Source organism: Pseudanabaena minima str. Chao 2107, assembly GCF_051131155.1.
Classification (GTDB): Bacteria; Cyanobacteriota; Cyanobacteriia; order Pseudanabaenales; family Pseudanabaenaceae; genus Pseudanabaena; species Pseudanabaena minima.
This window is the reverse complement of the sequence record NZ_CP159508.1, coordinates 83,064-106,540: the sequence shown is the minus strand read 5'-3', so window position 1 is coordinate 106,540 and position 23,477 is coordinate 83,064. Positions and strand designations below refer to the sequence as shown.

The window sequence follows — 23,477 nt, the reverse complement described above, 5'->3', positions numbered from 1 at the left end:
TCTAAGTTAAAGCGACGATAAAAGTTGTTGAATTACAGTTGCTAGCTGCTTGAGTTTGATCGGTTTACTGAGATATTCGTTAGCACCTGCCTCTAGACATCTTTCGCGATCGCCTTCCATAGCCAGAGCAGTTAGGGCAATAATGGGAGTATTAATCAAGTTAGGATCAAGGCGAATTAGCTTGGTTGCCTCAAGACCATCCATAATTGGCATTTGCACATCCATGAGGATAACATCTGGAGAATTTTCTTTCGCCATAGCCACCGCTTCTTTTCCATTTTTAGCAACGATGACACGATAGTTGACAGCGTTCAGATAAGAGATAAAGGTTTGGACATTCGCTGCATTATCTTCAGCCAGTAAAATAAGTGGCGCGATCACATTTTCAGGAGTTGCAATCTGTGGAAGTGAACTTGCAGCAGTTGATTCGGATTCTGCAATGCTAGACAGAGAGAATTCATAGGGTAGAGCAAATGTAAATCGACTACCTTTGCCAAGTTCACTCTCAACCGTAACTTGACCACCATGCAGTTCGACAATTTGCTTGACTAGAGCGAGTCCTAAGCCCGTACCTTCGTACTGACGGTTGAGGGCGCTATCTACCTGTACAAAGGGCTGGAAGAGTAGTTGTAAATCTTTGGGGGCAATGCCAATGCCAGTATCTACAACTTGAAATACGATCATCGGTGAATTCATTTCTCGAAGTCGTTTAGGAATTGTCACCTCACCTTGCCATGTATCGCCACTACCGACGGCAACCAGCAAACTGATTTGTCCTTGATGTGGGGTGAATTTAACAGCATTGGTGAGCAGGTTGATTAGTACCTGTTTAATGCGTCGCTCTTCGATATTAATCTGATTTAGATTTTGAGGAATATTACTAACGACTTGAATGCGCTTATGAAATGCTTGCTGTTTGATAAAAATAAGGCTGGAATTACAAAGATTATTGACTGAGACTGATGCAATATCTAGTTCCATCATTCCTGATGCAATTTTTGATAGATCGAGAATGTCGTTAATCAGTGATAGCAGGTGTTCGCCGCTTGACTCGACTGTGGCGATCGCATTTAATTGTTTTTCGTTCAGCCCCCCTAAAACTTGCTCTTGCAAAACCTCCGACAGTCCCAAAATGGAGTTGAGCGGCGTGCGGAGTTCATGACTCATATTGGCGAGAAATTCATCCTTGAGCTTGGTGGTACGGAGAAGTTCCTCGTTAGCTTGTAGTAGTTGAGCCTCAGCTTGTTTGCGATCGCTAATATCTAAAATCACACAAATAGTTTCATCAACTGATCCTTGCAGCAATGCAGCTCCAATCAAGATCGAGACACGACTACCATCTTTGCGAAAATATTCCTTTTCCCAAGGAGCAATTTGACTCTGTGCTCTCAGAATTTCCATGCAAGCATAATCTTTAGCAAGATATTCGGGTGGAGTCATCGCTAGCCAATCAATTGCCCCAGATAGGAACTCTTCTCTGGTATAGCCAACCATCTCTAAAAAGCGCTCATTAGCATCGGTAACATGTCCCTGAAAATCAGCAAAGAGCATACCGACGACGCTAGAATCAAATACTCTACGAAAACGGTCTTCGCTACTTTGTAGGGCAATTTCTGCTTGTTTGCGATCGCTAATATCAAAGTTAACCCCAATCATACTTTCAGCATTACCTTGAGCATCTCGCTTAACCTTTCCATAGGCTTTAATAAAGTGGATACTATGGTCAGGATGAATGATCCGAAACTCACAATCATATTCTGCTTGTCCTAGGACAGCTTGTTGGAGTAAAGTTTCAGTAGCGACACGATCATCAGGATGTATGGCATTTGCCCAAATTTGATAAGGTATATGGGAAGTAGTTGCTTTTAATGTTCCATATAGTTCATACATCCGATCATCCCAAACGAGAAGATTCTGTTGAATATTCCATTCCCAGCAGCCGATCGCACCAGAATTAAGTGCTAAAGCTAGACGGTCAGTAGTTTTCTGTAGTTGCAATTCTGCTTGTTTGCGATCGCTGATATCACGGCATACACAAATCAGCAAGCCATCCTCAGCAATGGTGAGAGATAACCCTTCATCAAAAGTAGAGCCGTCTTTACGGGTAGCGATCACTTCTCCTTCCCATGAGTTATCGCGCACTAGTACAGGAAATATTTCACGTTCGAACCGAGATAGCTCTTCTGCGGAGTACAGCCCTGCCCAAGATTTGCCCAAAAGTTCATCAGGATGTTTGTAACCAAACATTTCTAGATGCGATTGGTTGACATAGACAAAGCTATTGTCTTGCAAAATTGCAATACCATCGACCACGGCTTCAATGGCAGCAAGTTGCTGTTTAATAACTTTTTCGGCAACTTTGCGATCGCTAATGTCCTGAAAAGTCCCCATCACGCCGATCACATTTCCCTCTGAGTCCCGTAGAGGAACTTTATTAGTCTGTATCCATTTCTGTTCCCCAGAAGGCAAGGTAATTGTTTCTTCAATATTCAATTTCGCTAAGCCAGACTCCATCACCTGTTGATCGTCAGCAAGATAACCAAGCGCTTCTTCTTCTGTATAGGAAAAGTCAAAATTGCTTTTACCAATCGCTTCCGAGGGTGACTTGATTCCAGATGCCTCAGCAAAGAGTTGGTTACATCCCAAATAGATTGATTGGCGATCTTTCCAGAATATAGACAATGGAAATGCATCAAGAACAGTTTGGAGTAATGTTTGAGACTCTCGCAAGGCATTTTCAGCTTGTTTGAAGTCGCTAATATTGGTTAATGTGCCAATATAACCTGTAAAAACACCACTTTCATCGAGTTCAGGTATAGCTTGGCAATAGAAATAGCAAATTGTTCCATCTGGTTTGATACATCTTCCTTCACTTTGATAATATGCTTGTTGCTCGACAGCTTGCGTCCATTTTTGATGGATCTGTTCCCGATCATCAGGATGAATGGGCTGAAGCCATCCAAAGCCCAGAGCCATACTGGGTTCTTGCCCCGTAATTTGAGACCAAAACTCATTGACATAGGTGCATTCATTATTTTGATTGATTTGGAAAATCGCCACAGGAGCCGCCGCCGCTAAATTCTCAAAACGTCGTTCGCTCTCTCTGAGACTTTCTTCAGCGAGTTTACGAGCGCTAATATCTTGTCTGACACTCAAAAGCCCGATAGGTTGATCGTTGTCGTCTTTAAGTGCTGTCACCGATATTGATACGGGAAAGCGCGATCCATCTTTGCGAATATTTGTCCACTCTTCGTCAATCAAGCCTTCCGTAGCCATAGAGGTTAATGCTCCGAATCCCACGCCTAGATCTTTCCCTAATTTTGCTGAGGCTTTGGTGACTTTATCGAGCACCTCTTGAGCATCGTAGAAAATTTCTTTTGTAACCTTACCGACTACTTCTTCCTTGCGGTAGCCAAACATTTTTTCTGCACCAGCATTAAAAGTCTGAATGATGCCATTCAAATCTGTGGAGATAATCGCGTAGTCTGTACCATCAAGAATCGCGCGTTGGATCTGATTAACTTGCCACAGTTCTTGGGTGCGCTCTAAGACTTTCACTTCTAGCGATTGATTAAGTTGGAGCAGTTCTTGCTCGGCGCGTTTGCGATCGCTAATATCACGAACTATCCATAAAAGTTGAACGTTCTGCGTATCAGGATTAATATTTTTGGTTAAGGTAATTTCGGCAGGAAAAGTCTTACCCTGACGCGAAACTATGGTAAGTTCCCAAGTTGCTTCTAACTTGTTTTGAGATAGTAGAGAATTGATTTGGTCATAGAAAAGTTCCAAATGAGAAAAGTCAATAAAACTAGCTAATGGTTTCCCTAAAATAGCCTCATGGATAATCACAAGCAGATCTAAGATTGCTTGATTTGCTTCTAATATCCTGCCTGATGTATCTGTCACCAGATAACCATCAGGAGCAAAGTTAAATAAATTTTGGTAGCGTATCTGTTCGTATTCTAGTTGTTGATGCTGAGCGATCAAATCTTCAGTAGTGACCCTCAATTCCTCCACAGTACATTCTAGGTCTGCACTTGTTATTTCTAATAGATTATTGCGTTCTTCTAGCTCAGCCTGCTGCTCTAAGAGTAATAGCTCAACTCGTTTGCGCTCTGCCAGTTCGGATTGCACTTGTTGATAAGCGATCGCTTGCTGAATGGAAATAGATAGCTGCACCGCTAGCTGCTGAAGTAGTTGGATATCTGACTCTTGCCAAATCCTTGGAGCTGAGCATTGATGAATAATTAACAAACCCCATAAAATGCGCTTGTTCTCATTTGGTAATAGGATCGGCACTACTAGATTGGCACGTACTTGAAATCTTTCGAGCAGTTGTACATGACAAGCGGTCAAATTAGCAGCATGAATATCATTGGCAACGAAAGCCCTGCCCTCACAATATGCACCGCCAAGATTTTCTCGAAAGCAGGTGTCTTCAACCTGCACATTTAAACAAGGCTGCCAAGGTGAGACAATATCTTCGGCAACAATTGTGCCACTCATATCTGGATTAAATTTATAAATAGCGGCGCGATCGGCATTTATAAATTGACGCACCTCTTTAACAATTGCATTCGAGATATCTTCTAAATTCAGAAACTCGCGAATCCGCAGGGCGATTTCGGCGATTAATCTTTGCTGTTGTTGCAATCGCCGTAATTGCTGACCTAACACTGATTCTCGCAGTACTTGCTTAACCGCAGTAGTGAGCGATTTCGCTGTAATATCCCCTTTAACTAAATAGTCAGCCGCCCCCAATTTCATGGCATTAACAGCCATTTTTTCATTTCCCTGCCCCGTCAACATAATCACAGGAACACGGTCTCCTGCATGATCCACATTGAGCGCCTCTAAAAATTCTAAGCCATCGCCATCAGGCAGATTCAGATCGAGCAGCACAATATCAGGTTGCTGTGATCGCCACAATTCAACCCCTTCTTCTAAGGTTTCTGATTCGATAATGTGATAGACGTTTTCTGAGTCTAATTGCAGATAACGAGCATAAGTGAGGCGATCGGTTTCCGAGTCGTCCACAATTAAAACATTGATATCAGTCTTTAGTTCGACAAATCCCACTGACTGCAAAGGGGATTTTTCAGTTTCAGTTCGTAAATTGTCCATAGCTAGAAGCTCATGAATTGGAAACTAATGTTAAGTTGAAGCCTGAGTAATTCGTTAAATTTAAATGAGTTCAATAATATTTCCCAATATCACCAACTTACTGTCCCCAGATATCTAACACCAAAGCACGAAATGTCTACACCATTTTGTGTTTTTAAAAACCTTACTGGGATTGATTTTTAATTCATAAAAGTGTTATCAAACTTTTATGAGTTGGCATAACAGCATCTTAAATAAACAAAGTTAAAGAAGAATAAATGATCATAAAATCACATCCTAAAGATAATTCTAACTCTTTCTAAACCTAACACCTAACAACTTGTTAGGTGTTAGGTATTTGACAAATCAAAAAATCCCTAACAGCCTGCAAGGTGACGATCGCTCCTCAAGCCCCTAATCTAAGTACATCGAAACAAGCAATGTTCTTCATGACTTAATTAACCAGCTTGATTAGTTCAGGGCAAAACTATGACCACCGCAGCAATCACTTTTTTATCTGATATTCCTACTCAGTCGAGCATTACCACTCATAAAGTACGTGAGTTTTCGGCGGCGGACAAAACCACAACCCTCGAATTACTCAAGCAATATCGTAAAGCACCATCAGCATACCTACGCGATCGCATCGTGCGCCTAAATATTGGTCTAGTCAAAAAAGAAGTCCATTTCTGGGCAGATCGTCACTCTGAATTATATGACGATTTATTACAGGTGGGAGCCTTGGGTTTAATCGGCGCAGTTGATCGGTTTGAACTAAATCGAGGTTACGCCTTTAGCTCTTTTGCCGTGCGTTACATTCGTGGCGAAATTCAGCATTATCTACGGGACAAAAATTCATCAGTACGCATCCCTCGCCGTTGGATGGATCTGCAACAACAATCAGTACGAGTAATGCAAAAATTGCGTAATACCTTGCAAAGAGAACCTTCCGCAAAGGAAGTTGCTAATGCCCTTGGTGTGACACTCAGCGAATGGCAAGAAGCAAAACTCGCCTGTCAAAATCGTGCTCCCCTAAGTCTTGATGCACCAATTCGTTCTGAAGAAGAAGATTCTTCCTCTATCGGTGATCTTGTTGCCGATCCTAGAAGTAATATGCAGTTACAACAGGATGAAAAGTTTCGTTTACAGCAAGCGCTGTCTCTCTTAGAGCAACGCACTAGAGAAATTGTTGAGTTTGTCTTTATTGAAGATCTTCCTCAAAGAGAAGTTGCCAAAATGTTAGGAGTGAGTGCAGTCACAATTTCACGTCAACTTAAGAAAGGTTTATCAACATTACGTTGTGCATTAGAAGCTGAAGCTTGTTAATAACTGATGTTACGTGGAAAGAATTCTTGCGATGGCGTAAGTCTAGGGCAACCACGGGGGCACAGCCCCTACAAGATCTAAAATTTACAGGGTAGGGGCAATCCCCCCGTGGTTGCCCTGTTATGCGAGCAGCAAGAGATTCATCATCTGAGTTCCACGTAACATCAGTTAACAAGTAATTGCTACAAAAAAGAAGGGGCGTAAAACGCCCCTCCTTTTTTAGTTGAATTGCTCAGCCCAATTGGAAATCCAATTGAGAGTTTTATGCACAAGTTCAGGAGTAGAAGCTTCGCAATAGAGCCTTAGCAATGGTTCAGTTCCACTAAACCGAATTAAGAGCCAACTTCCATCCGCTAAACGGAACTTAAAGCCATCGGGAGCCTTAGCATCTATTACTTTGCGCCCAGCAATTTCAGTCAATGAAAATTGTTGCAGCGTAGATACTAATTTCTCACGCGCCGCCATACCTGAGAGCTTCTTATCAATGCGATCGTAATGAGAGACAAAATTAGTTTGCTTTTGGAGATCACTGTAGAGAATGCTCAAATCTTTTCCAGATTCAGCGATCGCCTCTAACACATACAAAGCCGACAATAAAGCATCCCGCTCAGGAATATGATTACCATAGCCGATACCGCCCGACTCTTCTCCTCCCAATAAACAAGGTATTCCCGAAAGCATTCTTTCGGCAATATATTTGTATCCCACAGGAGTTTCATACACAGGTAAGTCAAAGAGCGCCGCCACTTTAGGCATCAGATCAGAACCACTAATAGTCTTAATCAATTCCCCTTGGAAGCCCCGATGCTTTGCGAGATGCTCTAACAAGATCGGAATCAGGATTTGGGAACTTAAAAAATTACCTTCACTATCCACAGCCGCAATGCGATCGGCATCTCCATCGAAGACAAAACCCACCAAAGTCTGGTCAGGATGATCGTGGTGATAGGTTTTGACTTGACGGAAGAGTTCAGCAATATATCTTGGCAAAGGCTCAGGCGCACCACCACCAAAGAGGGGATCACTATCACTATTAATTTCAATTAAATTGGCTTGGGTTGTAGATGGCAAGTCTAAAATTTTTGCTAAACCACCTGCGGCGGCTCCATGCATTACGTCGGCGAATACGGTCAACTTTCCCACTGCGATCGCATTCTTGATCGCTTCAATATTTACCTTGCCCCGCAAAGCTTCGCAATAACTTGCCCATGCATCAAAGGTTTCGATTGTGCCTACTCTTTTGTCAAGATGATGACTTTCATAGACAAAATCACCGCGCTCTAAAATCTCTTCAACTTTTGCGGTCACATCTGGAGATACGGAGCCGCCGAATGCACCTTTAATTTTTAAACCCGAATAGTTGGCAGGGTTATGACTAGCTGTAATTACCAAAGCTCCCAAAGCTTTGCGGTCATATGCTGCCCAGCTAAAGGCAGGTGTCGGGGCAAAGCCATCGGCAAGTAAAACATCAAACCCGATCGCGGCTACGGATTCAGCAGTACGTTTGGCAAAAGCGTCAGACATGAAGCGGCGATCGTATCCCACAATAATTGTGTTACTACCTGACGCACCAAAGGTCTCACGGAGAATATAAGCAGCGATCGGGGCAACTGCGGCTAAGCGCTCAAAGGTAAAATCATCGGCAATGATGCCTCTCCAACCGTCAGTTCCAAAGCGTATGGGGGGATGCAATGTAAATTTGCCGTGCATAAGCCTTTCAAAATTTCTTTTAGGTTAAAGTTTATCGCGAATTATCCTCTAGTAAAGCAAACTCGCCATTATGAAGGTTTTCATTTTGCTTACAGCAAAATAAAAACTCAAAACCTTGCAATTCTCATTGTATAGCGATGCAATTTTTACTCAGGATAAGGTTAATGGCGGCGCTTCGTGCCGCCATTAACCTTTTTTTTTAAGCAGTTTTGGTGAAAGTTAGCCGAAGGCTAACTTTCACCAAAACCCCAAATAAAAGTGACGGTGCGAAGCACCGCCGCTTTTATTTGGGGTTTTATGCCCTAAGCAAACCCTTTATTGCTATAAATTCTTGTAATTTCAATAACTCCTCTAAGCTGTGATCAAAAAACGCCGACTGCAAAGATTAACTTTACAAGCACACCAAGTCTTGTCAGCTTTACAAATTAATAGTTCGATCGCACTTACCACCGAGCAAAGACATTACCTATGCAATGTATTGAGATTAGAAGCGGAATCCGAATTTATTGCCCTTGATCGCCAAGGTGGATGGTGGCTAGCAAAGCTGTCCAATGATCCCGATATTGCGGAAGTCATTGCCAAATTAGAAAATAATTCTGAGTTAGCCGCCCAGATTACTCTTGGTATCGCCATGCCTAAAGGCAGCAATATCGAGTCGGTAATTCGTCAAACTACGGAACTAGGAGTACGTCAAATTGTGCCTCTATTTAGCGATCGCACAATCATCAAATCAGGTACAGAAATTGGCAACCAAAAACGCGATCGCTGGCAACGCATCGCCGAGGAAGCGGCCGAGCTATCAATGCGTAATTATGTACCTGAAATTAATAGTCCCCAAACATTAGCTGCATGGCTAGATACTCTGGCAAGCTCAAAGTCACCAACTTGTAAATATATATGCGTAACTAGTCATAATGCCCCACATTTACTAACTAGTCTGCAAAACTCAAATGGGGAAGAAAATTCTGAGATCATCATTACCACAGGTAGCGAGGGTGGTTGGACTGCTAGAGAAGAGGAAATGGCGATCGCATCAGGATTTATCCCTGTATCGTTAGGCGATCGGGTTTTATCCGCCATCACAGCGCCAGTGGTAGCATTATCCATAGTCGGCGCTTTTCTAGATACTCAATGAACACAAATACAGTCCAAACTATGGTGCAGCAAACGATCGCTTTGCGTACCAATGGCAAAAAACTACACAATATCACCCATCAAGTGGATGCTATCTTATCTCAATCAGGGATAAAGATAGGTCTATGCAATGTATTTTTACGTCATACATCAGCTAGCTTAATTATCCAAGAAAATGCTGATCCCGATGTATTAGCTGATCTAGAAACATTTTTCACAAAATTGATTCCTGAAGATGCCAGCAAATATCGCCATACTTCCGAAGGGGCTGATGATATGCCATCACATATTCGCAGCACTCTTACCAAAACCTCAGAAACGATCCCGATCGCTAATGGTAAACTTGCCCTCGGCACTTGGCAAGGAATCTTTGTCTGGGAACATCGCAATTTGGGTCATACCCGCGAAGTGCTGGTACATATTACAGGATGCTAAATGAAGCCCTCAAAAAAGCCACCAGCAAATCGATATCGTCCAGCCCTGAAGAGAAGCAAGTGGCTGAGAGGATTTCAGTGGTTTTTACCAGGATTATTTGTGAAGCGATGGCTACTAGTTAGCATCATCGGCATTGTATTAATCGTGTTAGGGATTGCCATTTCCGCAAGACTAACACCGATCTTATTTCTGTCACGCTTGATTGGTAATGCGATCGAAACCTTGGTATCGATCTTGCCCCGCAATATGAGTGGTCCCCTCGCACTTTTAATCGGACTAGGACTGTTGTGGCTAGGACAAAAACGTGCTCTCGGTTCGATCACCCAAGTTTTGATGCCCAATCAAGACAAAGAACTATTAGAACTGCTAGTTTCCCATCGCAAGCTCAACCGTGGACCGAAAATTGTAACCGTAGGTGGTGGCACAGGTTTATCAAATTTGTTGCGTGGGCTGAAGCAATATAGCGCTAACATTACGGCGATCGTCACTGTTGCCGATGATGGAGGCTCCTCTGGACGCTTGCGACGTGAGTATGGAGTTTTGCCCCCAGGCGATATTCGTAACTGCCTCGCAGCACTCGCCGATGAGGAGAAACTAGTCACAGAATTATTTCAATACCGTTTTCAAACAGGAGAAGGATTAACTGGTCATAGCTTTGGCAATTTATTTCTCACCGCCATGAGTGAAGTCACAGGTGATCTCGAAAAAGCGATCGCAGCTAGTTCACAGGTATTAGCGGTAAGGGGGCGCGTATTGCCAGCAACCCTTGATCACATGGTGCTATGGGCAGAATTTGAAGATGGACGATATGTTGAGGGAGAATCAAATATTCCTGAAGCCAAAGGTAAAATTAAGCATATTGGCTGTAAGCCAGATAATCCTAAGGGTTTACCCCAAGCCATTGAGGATATTAGCGAAGCCGATCTGATTGTGATTGGACCTGGAAGCTTATATACAAGTATTATTCCTAACCTACTTGTACCTGAAATACTGCAAGCATTGATTGATCGCAATGTGCCATCGATCTATCTTTGTAATATCATGAGTCAGGTAGGTGAAACAGACGGATATGCTGTATCTGATTATGTGCGAGTTTTAGACGAGATCGCAGGTGTGCGATTGTTTGATGTGGTTTTAGCCCAAAAGCATCCACCTTCAGAACGATCTCTACAACACTATGCTTCTTCTGGGTCACACTTTACATATCTAGATCGTGATAGCCTTTCTGCTATGGGATGCCCTATTTTAATGGCTAACATCATGCGAGAAAAAGACAATGGCACTGTATGTCATGACTCAGAAAAACTTGCGGGTGTATTAATGCGTTGGTACAACCGCCAGTAATTGAACTTAAACCTAAAAATACTAGATTCGTAGAAAGTCAGATAAGTTATCAGTGTTAGAGCATTACTATATTCAGTTTAACAGTGATATTTATGCTCTTGCTAACTTGCAAGAGTGGTTTCAACAATTTCAAAATTTATTGCCGAAGCAAACTTGGATGCAGTGCAATCTTGTCTTAGTTGAAGTATTTACCAATGTAGTCTCCTATGCCCATGAGGGGATGCCTGAAGAAACGCCAATCGATATTGAGATTGCGATCGATAAGACTGGATATTTTTTAGAGATGAAGATTTGGGACTTTGGTGAACCATTTAATCTTCAAGCAGAAATTGAAAGAGCCACTATGGAATCACAAAAAAACAAAAATTTTGAAAGTATTGATGATATTCCTACAGGTGGTCGAGGGTTAATGATCGCCAACACAATTGCTGACGAACTCAGATACGATGTCATGCCTGACGGTCGTAATTGCTTCGTCATGACCAAGAATTTTGCAAAGCTTGTTTAGATTTGGGCGCAAAGCGCCGCCTCTCAAATCTAATGCGAATTAGCGCTTAAGCCACAAAACAAAGGCAAATAAACCAACGGGTAAGGTAATTGCAGATACAGCGATCGCATTCATCACATCCACAGTTAAATTATTCGCCAGCAAACTCCAAGTAGGCGCAACATATTTAATTACTGCTGACGCGATCGCTGAATAAACCAATAATCGCAAAATAAATAAAATTTGTTGCCACATAATTTCGTCAGATTTAGCAAAGAGTATTGGGTAGTCCTAAAAAGGAAAGGATTTATGGTGGTAAGGATGGGCGGCGCTTCGCGCCGCCCATCCTTACCTATTTAGCACTACCGAGTATTGCTTTGCTAGTTTTTCTTTTTAGTACCTTCTTTTTCTTGGATTTCACTTGGAACAGGGAACTGCTCGATTGGTTGACCAGCTAAAGCTCTTTCCATAAACTTACGCCAAATTGGAACCACATAGACCCCTCCTGTGACACCATTTGCCATTGGCGAGTAATCATCATTGCCGATCCAAATTGCCACTGATAATTGAGGTGCATAGCCGACAAACCAAGCATCTCGAAAATCCGAAGTAGTACCCGTTTTACCTGCTACAGGTCGCCCATCACTCATTTGCGCCTCTGTTGCAGTACCGTTAGTAACAACTCCGCGCAATGCATCAGTTAAATAGGAAACAGCGATCGGATCAAGGATTAGTTCAGGCTTAGGAGTATTGTCTAGGACTAAATTGCCATTGCGATCAGTAACCCTTGCAATCAATGTAGTTTTGGACTTGTAGCCACCACTAGCAAATACTGCATAGGCTCCTGCTACCTCCATAGGAGTAACATCCGCAGCGCCAAGGGGTAAGGAAACAACTGGAATAATTGGGCTGTTAATACCCAGTTTGCGACAGAGAGCAACTACATTTTCATTACCAAATTCTAGCCCCAGCCTCAGAGCAGGAATATTTCGAGAAACGGCGATCGCTTGGCGAATGCTCATCGCTCCTGAAAATTTATTGTCATAGTTACGAGGAATATAAGGCTCATCACCATCAGGGATTGACATTGGGCTATCGTCTATCACTGAGTCAGGAGTGTAGCTACCTGAGGCAAAAGCAAGATAATAAACAAAGGGTTTAAAAGATGATCCCAGTTGTCTTCTTGCTAATACAGCACGGTTAAATTGATTCTTATCAAAGTCACCAACCCCACCTACTAGCGCCTTCACAAATCCTGTACGTGGATCAACGGCAACTAGAGCTAGTTGATCAGCATAGGCTCCGCGATCTACTAAGTCCTTATGTCCTTCAGCAGCTACCTCTTCGGCAATACGTTGTAGCTTTAGATCAATTGTTGTCTGAACCCTTAACCCACCTTGAAGAACAACATCACGACCAAATTTTTCTTCTAGCTCAGCAGTGACTGCCTGTGACACATAGGGGACGCGGCTTGCTTCGTAGGAGATACCCTGTTTCCGAATTGTGATTTTTTGCGCTCTTGCAGCTTTTACTTCAGCCTCTGTTGCCCACCCAAGCTCTAAAAGTCGATCAAGTACAAGTCCCTGACGCTTTTTTGCCTCAGCATAGTTATCAACAGGATTAAAGACCGAAGGGGCTTGAATCGTGCCTGCCAAGATCGCAGCCTCACCAAGGGTCAAATCTGCGGCAGATTTGCCGAAGTAATTTTGAGAAGCAGTTTCAGCACCATTCGTATTTTTACCCCAAAACACTTGGTTCAGATACATTTCAAGGATTTGCTCCTTGGTAAATACCTGCTCAACACGCATAGCTAAAACCGCTTCGGCAACTTTGCGATTGAGACTACGCTCATTAGAGAGAAATAAATTTTTAACTAATTGTTGTGTCAGGGTTGAGCCACCTTCAACAGTTCCACCTGCATTAAAGTTGGCTAAAATAGCGCGTCCAATACCGCTGGGATCAATGCCTTTGTGGGTATAGAAGTACGCATCTTCCATCGCCAGAACCGATCGCTTAAGGTGTGGCGAAATGCGATCGAGGGTAACAACTTCACGATTAACATCCCCATGTAACCGTGCTATCAGCCCGCCATTGATATCGTAAATGTAAGTAGTCTCAACTGGCACATAGCCTTTGAGGACTCGCAAATCAGGCAGATCGCGAAAGCTGAGAGCTAAGCCTACAAGTGCACCCGCTACTCCCGCACCACCAATCATGATAATGCCCAGCAATGTGCCACCAACAGCTTTGAGAGTGCCTTTTAAAATACTGCTTGCCAGAGACTGAGAACGCTCTACACTATTCGATGCCACAGCAATCTACCCTTTGATCAATTCATAGGTAATCTTACTGCATTAATTAAGTATTGCGTACTAAAAACTTAAGGTTGTGCAAAGTACAACCTTAAGTTTTTGACTTTTAGCGTCGTTGAGCGAGTTTTTCATATACCATTTGCAGATCGACTTGATGATGCGCGATCGCTACTAAGGTGTGATAAAACAAATCCGCCACCTCTGAGGCGATCGCATCGGGATCATCATCTTTACAAGCCATCACCACTTCGGCGGATTCTTCACCAATCTTTTTTAAAATTTTGTTGTCGCCACCAGCAAATAATTTGCAAGTATACGAACTTTCTTGCGGATGCTCACGGCGATCGACAATCACCGCAAATAATTCTGATAAAGGATCGTTCATAAAAGTACCTAATAATCAACAATAGTGTTGAGCTTAAGGTTCTGCAATTTAATAAAGAACCCGATTTTTGTGGCGCGGCGAAGCCGCACCACAAAAATCAGTTCTTTATTTTACTGTGCGTCTCTTAGCTCAGCACTATTGTTCTTTAATAACTGATGTTACGTGGAAGGAATTCTTGCGATGGCGTAAGGCTAGGGCTGGCACGGGGGCGCAGCCCCTACAAGATCTAAAATCTACAGGTAGGGGCAATCCCCCCGTGGTTGCCCTGTTATGCTAGCAGCAAGAGTTTCATCATCTGAGTTCCACGTAACATCAGTTAATAATCATAAAGGCACGCATAGCGTGCCTTTATGATTGTTTGGGAATATCCTGCTAAGCAGGATATTCCCAAAATAAATGTTGCCAACAATTACTTGATGGAAACCTTACCACCAGCTTCTTCGATTTGCTTCTTAGCAGCTTCAGCATCAGCCTTAGGCAGACCTTCTTTGATCGTCTTAGGAGCAGACTCAACCATATCCTTAGCGTCTTTCAAGCCTAAACCAGTGATTTCGCGAACGATCTTTAGAACAGCGATCTTCTTATCAGCAGGAACTTCGTCAAGTACCAAGTCAAAAGCAGTCTTTTCTTCAACTTCTTCAGCAGCAGCAGCGCCAGCACCAGGAGCAGCCATCATCATGCCACCAACAGGAGCAGCAGCCGAAACGCCGAATGTTTCTTCGATCGCTTTGACCAATTCAGAAGCTTCAAGAAGGCTCAAAGACTTTAGTTCTTCAATAATGCTGTCGATTTTTGCAGACATAGTTTTTCTCTTTAATTAATTAGATTAGATTTTAGGTTTGGTTGCTTGAGGCTGTTAGCTATTAGCAATTAGCCTTTAGCTTTTATAGAGATTGAGCTAATAGCTAATAGCTAATAGCCAATCGCTTCTTAAGCAGCTTCTTTTTCGGAAACAGCTTTGATAGCTCTGCCCAGAGATTGCGGAACCTCTTTGATGCCGATCGCGATCTTGGCGGTAACCGCATTGATTGCGCCAGCAATTTGCGAGATAAGTACTTCCTTAGAAGGTAGATCAGCGATCGCCTGCAAGTCTTTTGCAGTCAAAGCACGACCTTCTAAGACACCACCACGCAGTTCAGTTTTCTTAGATTCCTTTTGGAATGCTTGATAAGCCTTAACAGCACCACCAATGTCATCTTTGACAAACAAACATGCCGAAGGACCAACCAGAAACCCTTCAAGAGATTTCCATTCGGGCACATCAGAGATTGCTTGCTTGAGCAAAGTGTTTTTAGTAGTTCTGCACACCGTACCCGTAGGACGGAGTGAGCGGCGGAGCTTAGTAATTTCAGCTACTGACAGAGTTGAATAGTCGATTACCATGACCATCTGAGTTCCTTCAAACTCTTTGGTCATTTCTCCGACTAAAAATTTCTTTTGGTCTAGGGTCTTACCCATATGGTTTTCACCTCCTTGTGTTTGGAACCAATTTCAACGATTTGACTCGCTATTAAATTGGCTGTATGTATCTTTAAAAGTCATTAAAAAAGCCTCGTCTTTTCGCAGACCGAGGCCAAAAAAGTATTCTCTCAAGAATCTTTTTTAAAACACCTCGGCAGGAAATTAAGCAATTAGCACCTGCTGTCTATGGAGATATTCAGTTGTCGAAATTTCTTTCTAGGCTTATTACAACAATTAGACTGAGCTTTTAATAGTTCCTTGAGATTCTTACTGCTTGGGGCTAAGTAATCTCAAGGATAATGACTTTAGAAAGGCTTTATTTACGCTTCTGCAAGTTTGAGGTCGCGTAAGGCCGCAACATCGACTTCGATCGCTGGTCCCATCGTTGCGGACACATAGAGTGATCTCCAGTATCTACCCTTTGCGCCAGAAGGACGATTACGATCAATCGTTTCTTGTAAAGCTTTGAGGTTAGTTAGCAAGTCTTCAGCAGGAAAAGCAGCTTTACCAAACTGAATGTGAACAATTCCAGTACGATCAGCACGGAATTCTAGCTTACCAGCTTTGAACTCATTAATTGCACCACCCAAATCAGTAGTTACCGTACCACCTTTAGGCGAAGGCATCAATCCTCTTGGACCAAGCAATTTACCGAGCTTAGCCACTTGAGGCATCATATCAGGTGTGGAAATCAGCAAATCAAAATCCATTCTTCCCTTGCTGATTTCATCGATTAGCTCCTCAGAACCAGCGATATCTGCACCTGCGGCGGTTGCTTCAGCAACTTTTTCACCACGAGCAATAACTGCTACACGAATTGTTTGACCTGTTCCCTTAGGTAAAGTCACCGTTGTCCGCAATTGTTGATCGGCGTACTTCGGATCGATACCTAGTCTGACGTGTGCTTCTACAGATTCAGGAAACTTAGCAGTTGCAGTTACCTTAACTAGTTCCAATGCATCAATTGGTGCATAAGGACGGGCTTCAACTTTACTGAGAGCTTCCTTAAGACGCTTCGAGATTTTTTTTGCCATGATTGCTCCTACGGGGTGCGATCGGAAAACTTAATTCCCTCCCCCAACTAAAATGTTTATTGAAACTTATTGATCTTGCTTGTTGATCTTGCAAGTTTACAAAGCTAAGAACTAAGCGCTAATGGTAACGCCCATATTCTTTGCCGTGCCTTCAATGATCTTCATTGCTGCATCGATATCATTTGCATTGATATCAGGCATCTTGGTTTCCGCGATTTGGCGCAGTTGATCTCTAGTGATCGAACCTACTTTTTTACGGTTAGGCTCTGCCGAACCAGAGGAAATACCAGCCGCTTTTTGAATTAAAACTGATGCTGGTGGTGTTTTGAGAACGAAGGTGAAGCTTCTGTCTTCATAAACAGATATTTCTACAGGAATGACCATGCCTGCTTGATCAGCAGTACGGGCATTATATTCCTTACAAAACATCATGATGTTGACACCATGCTGACCTAAAGCAGGACCAACTGGTGGAGTTGGACTAGCTTTACCAGCATTAAGTGCTAACTTGATAATTGCTGTAACTTTCTTAGCCATTGATTTTAGCCGTTAAAAAATCTACAAACCTGCGTTTGAGTGAATTAGTTTTGCTTTTGAACCTGATTGAATTCTAGTTCTACAGGAGTGTCTCTACCAAAGATGGAAAGAAGGGCTTTTAGTTTGCTACGTTCTGGGCTAACTTCCACCACTTCACCTTCAAAATCCTTGAAGGGTCCATTAAGCACTTTGATTTTGTCGCCTTGAGCCATATTAATTTTGAGAACTGGCTCTTGTTCGACGGTGACACGGAAGATTCTTTCGACTTCTTTTTCGGTTAAAGGACGAGGTTTAACATGTCCACGACCACGACCGTAATGACGTTTTTGCTCTGTACCAACGAAGTTAATTACATGGGGCGTGCTTTTAACAGCTAGCCATGCGTCGTCATCAACTTCTAACTGTCCGATCTCATTTCTGACAGTTTTGATTTGGATCAGAACATACCCAGGGAAAATCTTTTCCTCAGAAGTTGCTCGACTGCCATCCTTTCTAAGTTTGACGGTCGGTGTCTGCGGAATTTCAATTTGCTTGATCCTATCTTCGACATCAAGAGTTTTGATGCGTTGCTCTAGGCTCGACTTAACCTTTTTTTCGCAGCCTGAAGCGATTTGGACGGCATACCAGTTAAATAGTACGTCTTCATCTTCGTGGCCACTAGATGAGTGGTCGATGTCCTCGGTAAACATTATTGAAACACCTGCAATGCGATCGCCTTAAACAAAGCATCAATTAGATAAACAAAGGTTGCTACTGCAACGATCATCAAAAGAACCGATGCAGATTCACTAATAAGTTGTTGGCGGGTGGGCCAAACAATCTTACCGAATTCGGCTTTGGATTCTACAAAAAGTTTGGCAACTCCAGTTGGTTCAGACTGTACATCTGCTCCAGCTTTCGGTGCTTCTTTTGGTTGCTCTTTTAGTTCGTTTTTCGTCATAGCGGCAACTCTTGCGATCCCTTTGCAATCTTGATAAATGCGATGTGTTTAAGTAAAGTCTTGAACAAACTTAAATAATTTCGATCTTATGAAATTGGTGAAGCGCGCCCTGAGGGACTCGAACCCCCGACATCAGGTTTTGGAGACCTGCGTTCTACCAACTGAACTAAGGACGCACGTAATGAAAACACGATTTCGATACGCAACCAGTTATATCTACTGTATCAATTGCTATAACAAAATAGTATTTGATACTTAGTATAACCATAGATTGCTCTATAGTGGTCGATCAAATCGTTGTTTAAGACGAGTTGCTTTACCAACGAGGTCACGTAAGTAATAGAGCTTAGCACGACGCACTTTACCACGACGAATCACTTTGATGCTTTCAATTTGGGGAGAATGTAGCAAGAAGGCTCGCTCAACTCCGATTCCTTGAAATACACGACGAACGGTAATGACAGAGTTAATGCCAGAACCACGTCTTGCAATGATTACGCCTTCGTATGGCTGAGTACGCTCTTTGCCGCCCTCTTTAATCCTAACTCCAACCTTGACAGTATCACCCACATAAATTGTGGGAAGATCCGTTTTGATATATTCCGCTTCAATTGAGCGGATGATTTCAGAAGCGTTCATGAGGAATGCCAAAAAAGTCGCGATCATCTATGTTAGAGCATGAATGATCTAATGTCTATAATTTCCACAAAAAAGTTTAGATATAGCGCTTCGCGCTATATCTAAACTTTTTTCTTTATGAGATTAAATGATTTGTGAGAGTGCGCCTTTTAGGCGCACTCTCACAAATCATTTAGGATTGCTTATGTCTAAACTTTTTTACGGAGGCTAGAGCTTGGAGGAAGATTGCTGTTGTTTTGTTCATCTTGGCGAAGAGCAATAATCTCTGAGGCTGTACTTTGTAAGGTGAGATCGCGGTAGGGAATCGCCGCACGAGTTTTTAAAAAAGCGGCTTCGGTGTCGGAAATTGGTGGTAATGGTGTGGGTGCAAAGGCGGCGATCGTGCTGGGGGATTTGCGTCCGATGGGGGCGATCGCTCCTATTTGTAGTCCTGCCAACAGCATGGCAGCCCGAACGGCGGCGGATGAGGAGTAAGTAACCAGATAGCCATCGGGTTTGAGGCAGTTGGCTAAAAGCTGGATAAACTCGACTGTCCAGAGTTGAGGACAGTGGGGTGGTGAGAAGGGATCAAGAAAGATGGCATCTGCCCATTTGTGAGGGACTTGGCTAATGGTTTGTCTGGCATCGCCAATGAGTAGTTGTAAAGATAAACTTTCGGTAACTAGGGTTTGAGTTTCGGCAGCAGTTTTTAAGATTTGCGCGATCGCAGGTTGCCAAATATCTACTAATCCTGCGGCGCTCGCTTTTTGGGGGACTTCGAGGTTATTTTCGAGAGCGATGATGTGGAGATTTGCCCTGCAATCAGGTACTTCGGAGACACAGGCGATCGCGGCAGCGCTGTTGTAGCCTAAGCCATAGCAAACATCGAGAATGTTGAGTTGAGTTTGAGTTCTGGCTTTCTCAGTAATTTTGGCAGGTATGACAAATTTAGCTTCGGCTTCGTGTTTTGCACCGTGGGAGCTATGAAATGTTTCTTGAAAAGTGTCTGACCAAAAAGTAACTGATCCGTCTTCAGTTGGGAAAAGAGAAAGCTTGTCCATTGTGATCGTAATTCATGGATTTGATACCAAGGGTCAAAAGGGGCATTACCCTTTTGACCCTTGGTATTACTATTTTTCAGCTTTAGGAACTACCGAAACAATCAAGAGATTATCGGGTTGTAATAATTCCTTAGCTGCACGATTGACCTGCTCAAGAGTTACTGATTGGATGCGCTGGGGGAACTTGTAGAAATCGCCAACTGGGAAGCCATAGATTTCATCACTGAGTAGAGAACTTGCCACGCTGTCAGGATTAGCAAATTCAGTACTAAAGCCATTGAGCAAGCTCTTTTTTGCCACATCAAATTCAGCTTGAGTTATGCCCTTATCGCGGACAGATCTAAGCAACGCCACCGTAGCCGCGATCGCCTTTTCCGTATCCTTACCACTGGTTTGCATCTGCACAATAAATGCTCCCTGCGGTGGTCTACCCGCTTGGAAATAGCTGTAAATGCCATAGGTCAAACCAAGGCGATCGCGAATTTCTGTACCAAGACGACTGGCTAAGGTATCACCACCGACAACCTGATTCAGCAAGAGCGCAGGGTAATACTGAGGTTCGAAGCGGGAAATACTCGGATGACCGATGATGGTTACCGCTTGAGTTTTACCTGCTAAAGTTGCTTGTTTTTCATTGGTTCGTTCAAGATTAGGAACTTTGGGGTACTGAAACTTTGGCGCTTTACCTGTAGCTTGCCATTTACCCAATTTTTCTTCGAGTAAAGATTTCACTACCGCAGGGTCGAAGTCACCCATGAGCGTGAGAATCGTATTGTCAGGTCGATAATAGGTTTTATAGAACTTAACTAAATCTTCACGGGTTAAAGACTTGAGCGTTTCTTCAGTTCGCATTGCCTGAAATGGATGTCCTTTAGGATAGAGCGTTGATTGAAAAATCCGACGCACTAAAGAGTTGGGGTTATCCATCTCTGACTTATAGGCGAGAAGATTGCGCTGAAGATTGAGTTCAAATTCTTTAGCTGGAAAAGTCGCATTTTGGAGCAAGTCAGCTAATTGATCGATCACAATTGGCAAGTCCTTAGACAGTGATATACCAGAGATACCGACACTTTCACGACCAGCCGAAAATCCTAAACTGGCTCCACGATTTTCTAACCGCGAGGCAAGGGTTAATGCATCTTTAGTTACCGTACCATTGGTGATATTTTGAGCTGTGATGACCGCTAAACCAGCTTTCTCAGACGAGTCAAAACCTGCTCCTGCGTCAATTTCGCCAACCAAAGTTACAGCGGGGGTACTGCGATCGCTTAATAACAGAACTTTCAATCCATTGGATAGGGTGAACTTATCAGGATTGACCTCAGGGGGAATTGCTGCCTTAGCAACTAAAGCGCTCTCTGGTAAGTATTTGGCAACTTCAGCAGGATCAACGGGAGAACTGGGTTTAAATGCATCCGAAGAGTGAGCATTACTAGGCGTTGTTCCTGCCCCAGCCGTAATCACCGATGGCTCAAAATATCCAACCACACGGCGATCGCGTTGTAAATATTGCTTGGCTACGCGCTTGACATCGGCACTCGTGACCTTATCGACTGCACTCAAATAGCGATCACTATAGCGATAATCCTTAGCTACGGTTTGGTTATACCCAATTTGAATAGCCTGTGAATTAACATCCCGATTACCCAAAATGTAGCTTGCGCGCATACTGGTTTTCGCCCGCTCTAGTTCTTCGGACGTAATCGTCTGCGTTTGCAATTTTTCAACTTCGGCAAGTAACAGGCGATCCAGTTCTTCGAGAGATTTACCTGCGGTCGGAGTAGCACTCATAAAATACCAACCTGTGCCAATCATTGATGAGGCACTACCACTGGCACTACTAGCCAAGCCTGTCTCTACCAAAGCTTGATAGAGTCGAGAGCTTCTACCCGATGTCAAAATGCTGTCCATCACATCGATCGCCGCGACATCAGCATCATTAACCTTAGGCAAGTTCGGATAGACCACTTGCAAAAATGGCACACTGCCAGGCTCTTTGAGGCGAATTGGCTCCTGCGCTGATTTCGGTTCTGGTGGTTTGGGTTTACTTTGTTGGGCTTCAGGGGTGATTAAAACTTTAGGTTTTGGGGGAGCGGTGATCGCGCCATAGATTTCACGCACCTTTTTAAGTGTATCGGCGGTGTTGAAATTGCCAACAATTACCAGTGTGGCGTTATCAGGACGATAAAAAGTACGGTAATAATTTTGGATATCCTCAACCGTATAGTTTTCGACATCAGGGCGATAGCCAATCACTGGCCAGCCATAAGAACTATCTGGATAGGCGGCTAGCATCACCTGTCGATAAAGTCTTGTGCCTGGGCTATTATTTCCGCCATCTAGTTCCGATAAAACGACAGTACGCTCACTTTTGAGTTCATTTTCACCAGCGACAGTATTAACCATGCGATCGGCTTCCAGTCTAAGCATGGCATCCAGTTTATCGCTACCTGTTGTCCCAAAATAGGCGGTCATGTCATAACTAGTGAAAGCATTAGAGTCACTACCTAATGCACTAAACAGTCGTCCAAACTGGATCGGACGCTCTTTAGTTCCTTTAAATAGTAAATGTTCAAGTTGATGGGAAATACCTGTGATTCCTGCTTTTTCATTTTGCGAACCAACGCGATACCATACTTGGACGGTGACCACTGGAGCCGTATTTACTTCTTTGGTTAAAACCGTCAATCCATTATCTAAAACAGTTTTAACGACATTACCCGTTAGTAAATCAGGCGATTGACTAGACGGTTGACTAGAGGTTATAGCGTTTTTAGCAACTAGATCAGGCTGAGCAGCATATGCTTGATTACCTGACAATTGCCACAAAGATGATTGCCAAGATAGGGGCAAGTTACCGAGCATCACCACAGCGATCGCTGTAGCTAAGCCACGACTCAAAAAAGAGAGCATAAAATTACGCTTCACCGAAATCTCCACGAAATACAGCTTTTATTATAAGTAGCTCAGCATAATAGTTATAACCTAACCCCAGATTGTTGGGCAGTGCGCGTAGCGGACTGCCCAACAATTTACTCAAACCTGTAAAGTTGCACTCGTGTGGGGCGCAACTTTACAGGTTTGGACTAATCAGGCTTGGCGACATTGCATAATAAGTTGAAGCTATTTCAAGATGACTATGAATGCTCGTGACAACATGAATCCTGCGTATTCCCACGCTGAACTAAAAACTGATCATAACTACGAGCTAATGGATGTAGAAGCAATCCAAAAAGCATTAGGGCGATCGCGTGCTTCGGTATATCGCTATGCCAATACTGACCCAGAGCAAGGTTTATTAAACTTACCCTATGACCCCACTAGGCTTAATCCTGAACTCCGTCAAAGCGATCGCGATCCTTTATTATTTCATCCCACAGAGGTGTCAAGATTTGCGAGGGATGTCTTGAAAATGAAACAAGTGACAATTCAGGTACAAGAATCTACTCAAAACGAGACTAATCGGCTATTACGAGAAATTTTGCAAGAACTGCGAACGCTTAATCAAGCAATTACCTCTCTTCGTAATCTATAGAAAAAGTCGTTAACAATATGTTTTACAAACTAAACTTAAAAATTCTTTTTTTGTT

The 23,477-nt window shown here is 43.1% G+C and carries 19 protein-coding genes, 1 tRNA gene, 1 pseudogene and 1 other annotated feature; of the genes and pseudogenes, 6 read left to right on the top strand and 15 right to left on the bottom strand.

The window, feature by feature from the left end; genetic code table 11:
• Positions 1-6 precede the first annotated feature (6 nt).
• Positions 7-5,124: a PAS domain S-box protein gene (locus tag ABM313_RS00445; RefSeq protein ID WP_434685741.1), complete on the bottom strand. Its 5,118-nt coding sequence runs from the start codon at positions 5,122-5,124 to the stop codon at positions 7-9.
• Between the two features lie 468 nt (positions 5,125-5,592).
• Here ABM313_RS00445 and ABM313_RS00440 point away from each other — a divergent pair, with 468 nt between their 5' ends.
• On the top strand, positions 5,593-6,429 hold the full coding sequence (locus ABM313_RS00440) for a sigma-70 family RNA polymerase sigma factor (RefSeq protein ID WP_434685740.1): 837 nt from the start codon (positions 5,593-5,595) through the stop codon (positions 6,427-6,429).
• Positions 6,430-6,648: 219 nt separating this feature from the next.
• Here the strand turns inward: ABM313_RS00440 and ABM313_RS00435 are convergent, their stop codons facing one another.
• Positions 6,649-8,139 carry a phosphoglucomutase/phosphomannomutase family protein gene (locus ABM313_RS00435; protein WP_434685739.1) on the bottom strand — a complete coding sequence of 497 codons (1,491 nt, stop codon included), beginning with the start codon at positions 8,137-8,139 and terminating at the stop codon, positions 6,649-6,651.
• 358 nt (positions 8,140-8,497) lie between these two features.
• Between ABM313_RS00435 and ABM313_RS00430 the strand changes: the two genes are divergently transcribed.
• From ABM313_RS00430 to ABM313_RS00415, 4 genes are read left to right on the top strand one after another with little or no spacing between them, the layout of a single operon-like run.
• A complete protein-coding gene (locus ABM313_RS00430) occupies positions 8,498-9,274 on the top strand; it encodes an RsmE family RNA methyltransferase (RefSeq protein ID WP_434685738.1) in 777 nt (258 codons plus the stop codon).
• On the top strand, positions 9,271-9,708 hold the full coding sequence (locus tag ABM313_RS00425) for a secondary thiamine-phosphate synthase enzyme YjbQ (protein ID WP_434685737.1): 438 nt from the start codon (positions 9,271-9,273) through the stop codon (positions 9,706-9,708). The genes ABM313_RS00430 and ABM313_RS00425 overlap by 4 nt, the downstream gene beginning before the upstream one ends.
• Positions 9,709-11,052, top strand: coding sequence for a gluconeogenesis factor YvcK family protein (locus tag ABM313_RS00420; protein WP_434685736.1), 1,344 nt, complete (start codon positions 9,709-9,711; stop codon positions 11,050-11,052).
• Between the two features lie 52 nt (positions 11,053-11,104).
• Entirely contained in the window at positions 11,105-11,560 is a 456-nt protein-coding gene (locus ABM313_RS00415; RefSeq protein ID WP_434685735.1) for an ATP-binding protein, read from the top strand.
• A 39-nt stretch (positions 11,561-11,599) separates the two neighbouring features.
• On the opposite strand, the gene ABM313_RS00410 is transcribed toward ABM313_RS00415, so the two are convergent.
• From ABM313_RS00410 to ABM313_RS00350, 13 genes and pseudogenes are all read right to left on the bottom strand, one after another.
• Positions 11,600-11,794 carry a hypothetical protein gene (locus ABM313_RS00410; protein ID WP_434685734.1) on the bottom strand — a complete coding sequence of 65 codons (195 nt, stop codon included), beginning with the start codon at positions 11,792-11,794 and terminating at the stop codon, positions 11,600-11,602.
• Between the two features lie 125 nt (positions 11,795-11,919).
• Positions 11,920-13,851, bottom strand: coding sequence for a transglycosylase domain-containing protein (locus ABM313_RS00405; protein WP_434685733.1), 1,932 nt, complete (start codon positions 13,849-13,851; stop codon positions 11,920-11,922).
• Between the two features lie 106 nt (positions 13,852-13,957).
• Positions 13,958-14,230 (bottom strand): annotated as a pseudogene (gene hisE, locus ABM313_RS00400) (phosphoribosyl-ATP diphosphatase); the annotation flags it as partial.
• Between the two features lie 415 nt (positions 14,231-14,645).
• Complete coding sequence (gene rplL, locus ABM313_RS00395; protein WP_434685731.1) at positions 14,646-15,038, bottom strand: 50S ribosomal protein L7/L12; 393 nt, start codon at positions 15,036-15,038, stop codon at positions 14,646-14,648.
• A gap of 128 nt (positions 15,039-15,166) precedes the next feature.
• Entirely contained in the window at positions 15,167-15,694 is a 528-nt protein-coding gene (gene rplJ, locus ABM313_RS00390; RefSeq protein ID WP_434685730.1) for a 50S ribosomal protein L10, read from the bottom strand.
• Between the two features lie 76 nt (positions 15,695-15,770).
• Positions 15,771-15,905: a sequence feature (ribosomal protein L10 leader region), on the bottom strand.
• A gap of 112 nt (positions 15,906-16,017) precedes the next feature.
• Positions 16,018-16,731 (bottom strand): 50S ribosomal protein L1, encoded by a 714-nt coding sequence (gene rplA / locus ABM313_RS00385; protein ID WP_434685729.1) that lies wholly within the window; start codon positions 16,729-16,731, stop codon positions 16,018-16,020.
• A 111-nt stretch (positions 16,732-16,842) separates the two neighbouring features.
• Complete coding sequence (rplK, locus tag ABM313_RS00380) at positions 16,843-17,268, bottom strand: 50S ribosomal protein L11 (RefSeq protein ID WP_434685728.1); 426 nt, start codon at positions 17,266-17,268, stop codon at positions 16,843-16,845.
• 44 nt (positions 17,269-17,312) lie between these two features.
• Positions 17,313-17,960 (bottom strand): transcription termination/antitermination protein NusG, encoded by a 648-nt coding sequence (gene nusG, locus ABM313_RS00375; RefSeq protein WP_434688598.1) that lies wholly within the window; start codon positions 17,958-17,960, stop codon positions 17,313-17,315.
• Positions 17,957-18,208: a preprotein translocase subunit SecE gene (gene secE / locus ABM313_RS00370; protein ID WP_281007305.1), complete on the bottom strand. Its 252-nt coding sequence runs from the start codon at positions 18,206-18,208 to the stop codon at positions 17,957-17,959. Before secE ends, nusG begins: the two co-directional genes overlap by 4 nt.
• A 103-nt stretch (positions 18,209-18,311) precedes the next feature.
• A tRNA-Trp gene (locus ABM313_RS00365) sits at positions 18,312-18,384 on the bottom strand.
• 100 nt (positions 18,385-18,484) lie between these two features.
• The gene (gene rplS / locus ABM313_RS00360) at positions 18,485-18,847 is read right to left on the bottom strand and encodes a 50S ribosomal protein L19 (RefSeq protein WP_094529846.1); all 363 of its coding nucleotides are present in this window, start codon (positions 18,845-18,847) and stop codon (positions 18,485-18,487) included.
• A gap of 188 nt (positions 18,848-19,035) precedes the next feature.
• Entirely contained in the window at positions 19,036-19,887 is an 852-nt protein-coding gene (locus tag ABM313_RS00355; protein WP_434685727.1) for a tRNA (5-methylaminomethyl-2-thiouridine)(34)-methyltransferase MnmD, read from the bottom strand.
• Positions 19,888-19,956: 69 nt separating this feature from the next.
• Positions 19,957-22,800, bottom strand: a complete 2,844-nt coding sequence (locus ABM313_RS00350) for a M16 family metallopeptidase (protein ID WP_434685726.1) — start codon at positions 22,798-22,800, stop codon at positions 19,957-19,959.
• A gap of 298 nt (positions 22,801-23,098) precedes the next feature.
• Here ABM313_RS00350 and ABM313_RS00345 point away from each other — a divergent pair, with 298 nt between their 5' ends.
• The gene (locus ABM313_RS00345) at positions 23,099-23,422 is read left to right on the top strand and encodes a resolvase (protein ID WP_434688596.1); all 324 of its coding nucleotides are present in this window, start codon (positions 23,099-23,101) and stop codon (positions 23,420-23,422) included.
• Positions 23,423-23,477 lie beyond the last annotated feature (55 nt).

What these genes read in the sequence shown, in the direction of transcription:
- rplA (WP_434685729.1), bottom strand. Translation starts at nt 16,731, where the DNA reads ATGGCAAAAAAAATCTCGAAGCGTCTTAAGGAAGCTCTCAGTAAAGTT.
- ABM313_RS00440 (WP_434685740.1), top strand. Translation starts at nt 5,593, where the DNA reads ATGACCACCGCAGCAATCACTTTTTTATCTGATATTCCTACTCAGTCG.
- ABM313_RS00435 (WP_434685739.1), bottom strand. Translation starts at nt 8,139, where the DNA reads ATGCACGGCAAATTTACATTGCATCCCCCCATACGCTTTGGAACTGAC.
- rplL (WP_434685731.1), bottom strand. Translation starts at nt 15,038, where the DNA reads ATGTCTGCAAAAATCGACAGCATTATTGAAGAACTAAAGTCTTTGAGC.
- ABM313_RS00350 (WP_434685726.1), bottom strand. Translation starts at nt 22,800, where the DNA reads ATGCTCTCTTTTTTGAGTCGTGGCTTAGCTACAGCGATCGCTGTGGTG.
- rplJ (WP_434685730.1), bottom strand. Translation starts at nt 15,694, where the DNA reads ATGGGTAAGACCCTAGACCAAAAGAAATTTTTAGTCGGAGAAATGACC.
- ABM313_RS00445 (WP_434685741.1), bottom strand. Translation starts at nt 5,124, where the DNA reads ATGGACAATTTACGAACTGAAACTGAAAAATCCCCTTTGCAGTCAGTG.
- rplS (WP_094529846.1), bottom strand. Translation starts at nt 18,847, where the DNA reads ATGAACGCTTCTGAAATCATCCGCTCAATTGAAGCGGAATATATCAAA.
- ABM313_RS00425 (WP_434685737.1), top strand. Translation starts at nt 9,271, where the DNA reads ATGAACACAAATACAGTCCAAACTATGGTGCAGCAAACGATCGCTTTG.
- secE (WP_281007305.1), bottom strand. Translation starts at nt 18,208, where the DNA reads ATGACGAAAAACGAACTAAAAGAGCAACCAAAAGAAGCACCGAAAGCT.
- ABM313_RS00420 (WP_434685736.1), top strand. Translation starts at nt 9,709, where the DNA reads ATGAAGCCCTCAAAAAAGCCACCAGCAAATCGATATCGTCCAGCCCTG.
- ABM313_RS00410 (WP_434685734.1), bottom strand. Translation starts at nt 11,794, where the DNA reads ATGTGGCAACAAATTTTATTTATTTTGCGATTATTGGTTTATTCAGCG.
- ABM313_RS00355 (WP_434685727.1), bottom strand. Translation starts at nt 19,887, where the DNA reads ATGGACAAGCTTTCTCTTTTCCCAACTGAAGACGGATCAGTTACTTTT.
- rplK (WP_434685728.1), bottom strand. Translation starts at nt 17,268, where the DNA reads ATGGCTAAGAAAGTTACAGCAATTATCAAGTTAGCACTTAATGCTGGT.
- ABM313_RS00345 (WP_434688596.1), top strand. Translation starts at nt 23,099, where the DNA reads ATGGATGTAGAAGCAATCCAAAAAGCATTAGGGCGATCGCGTGCTTCG.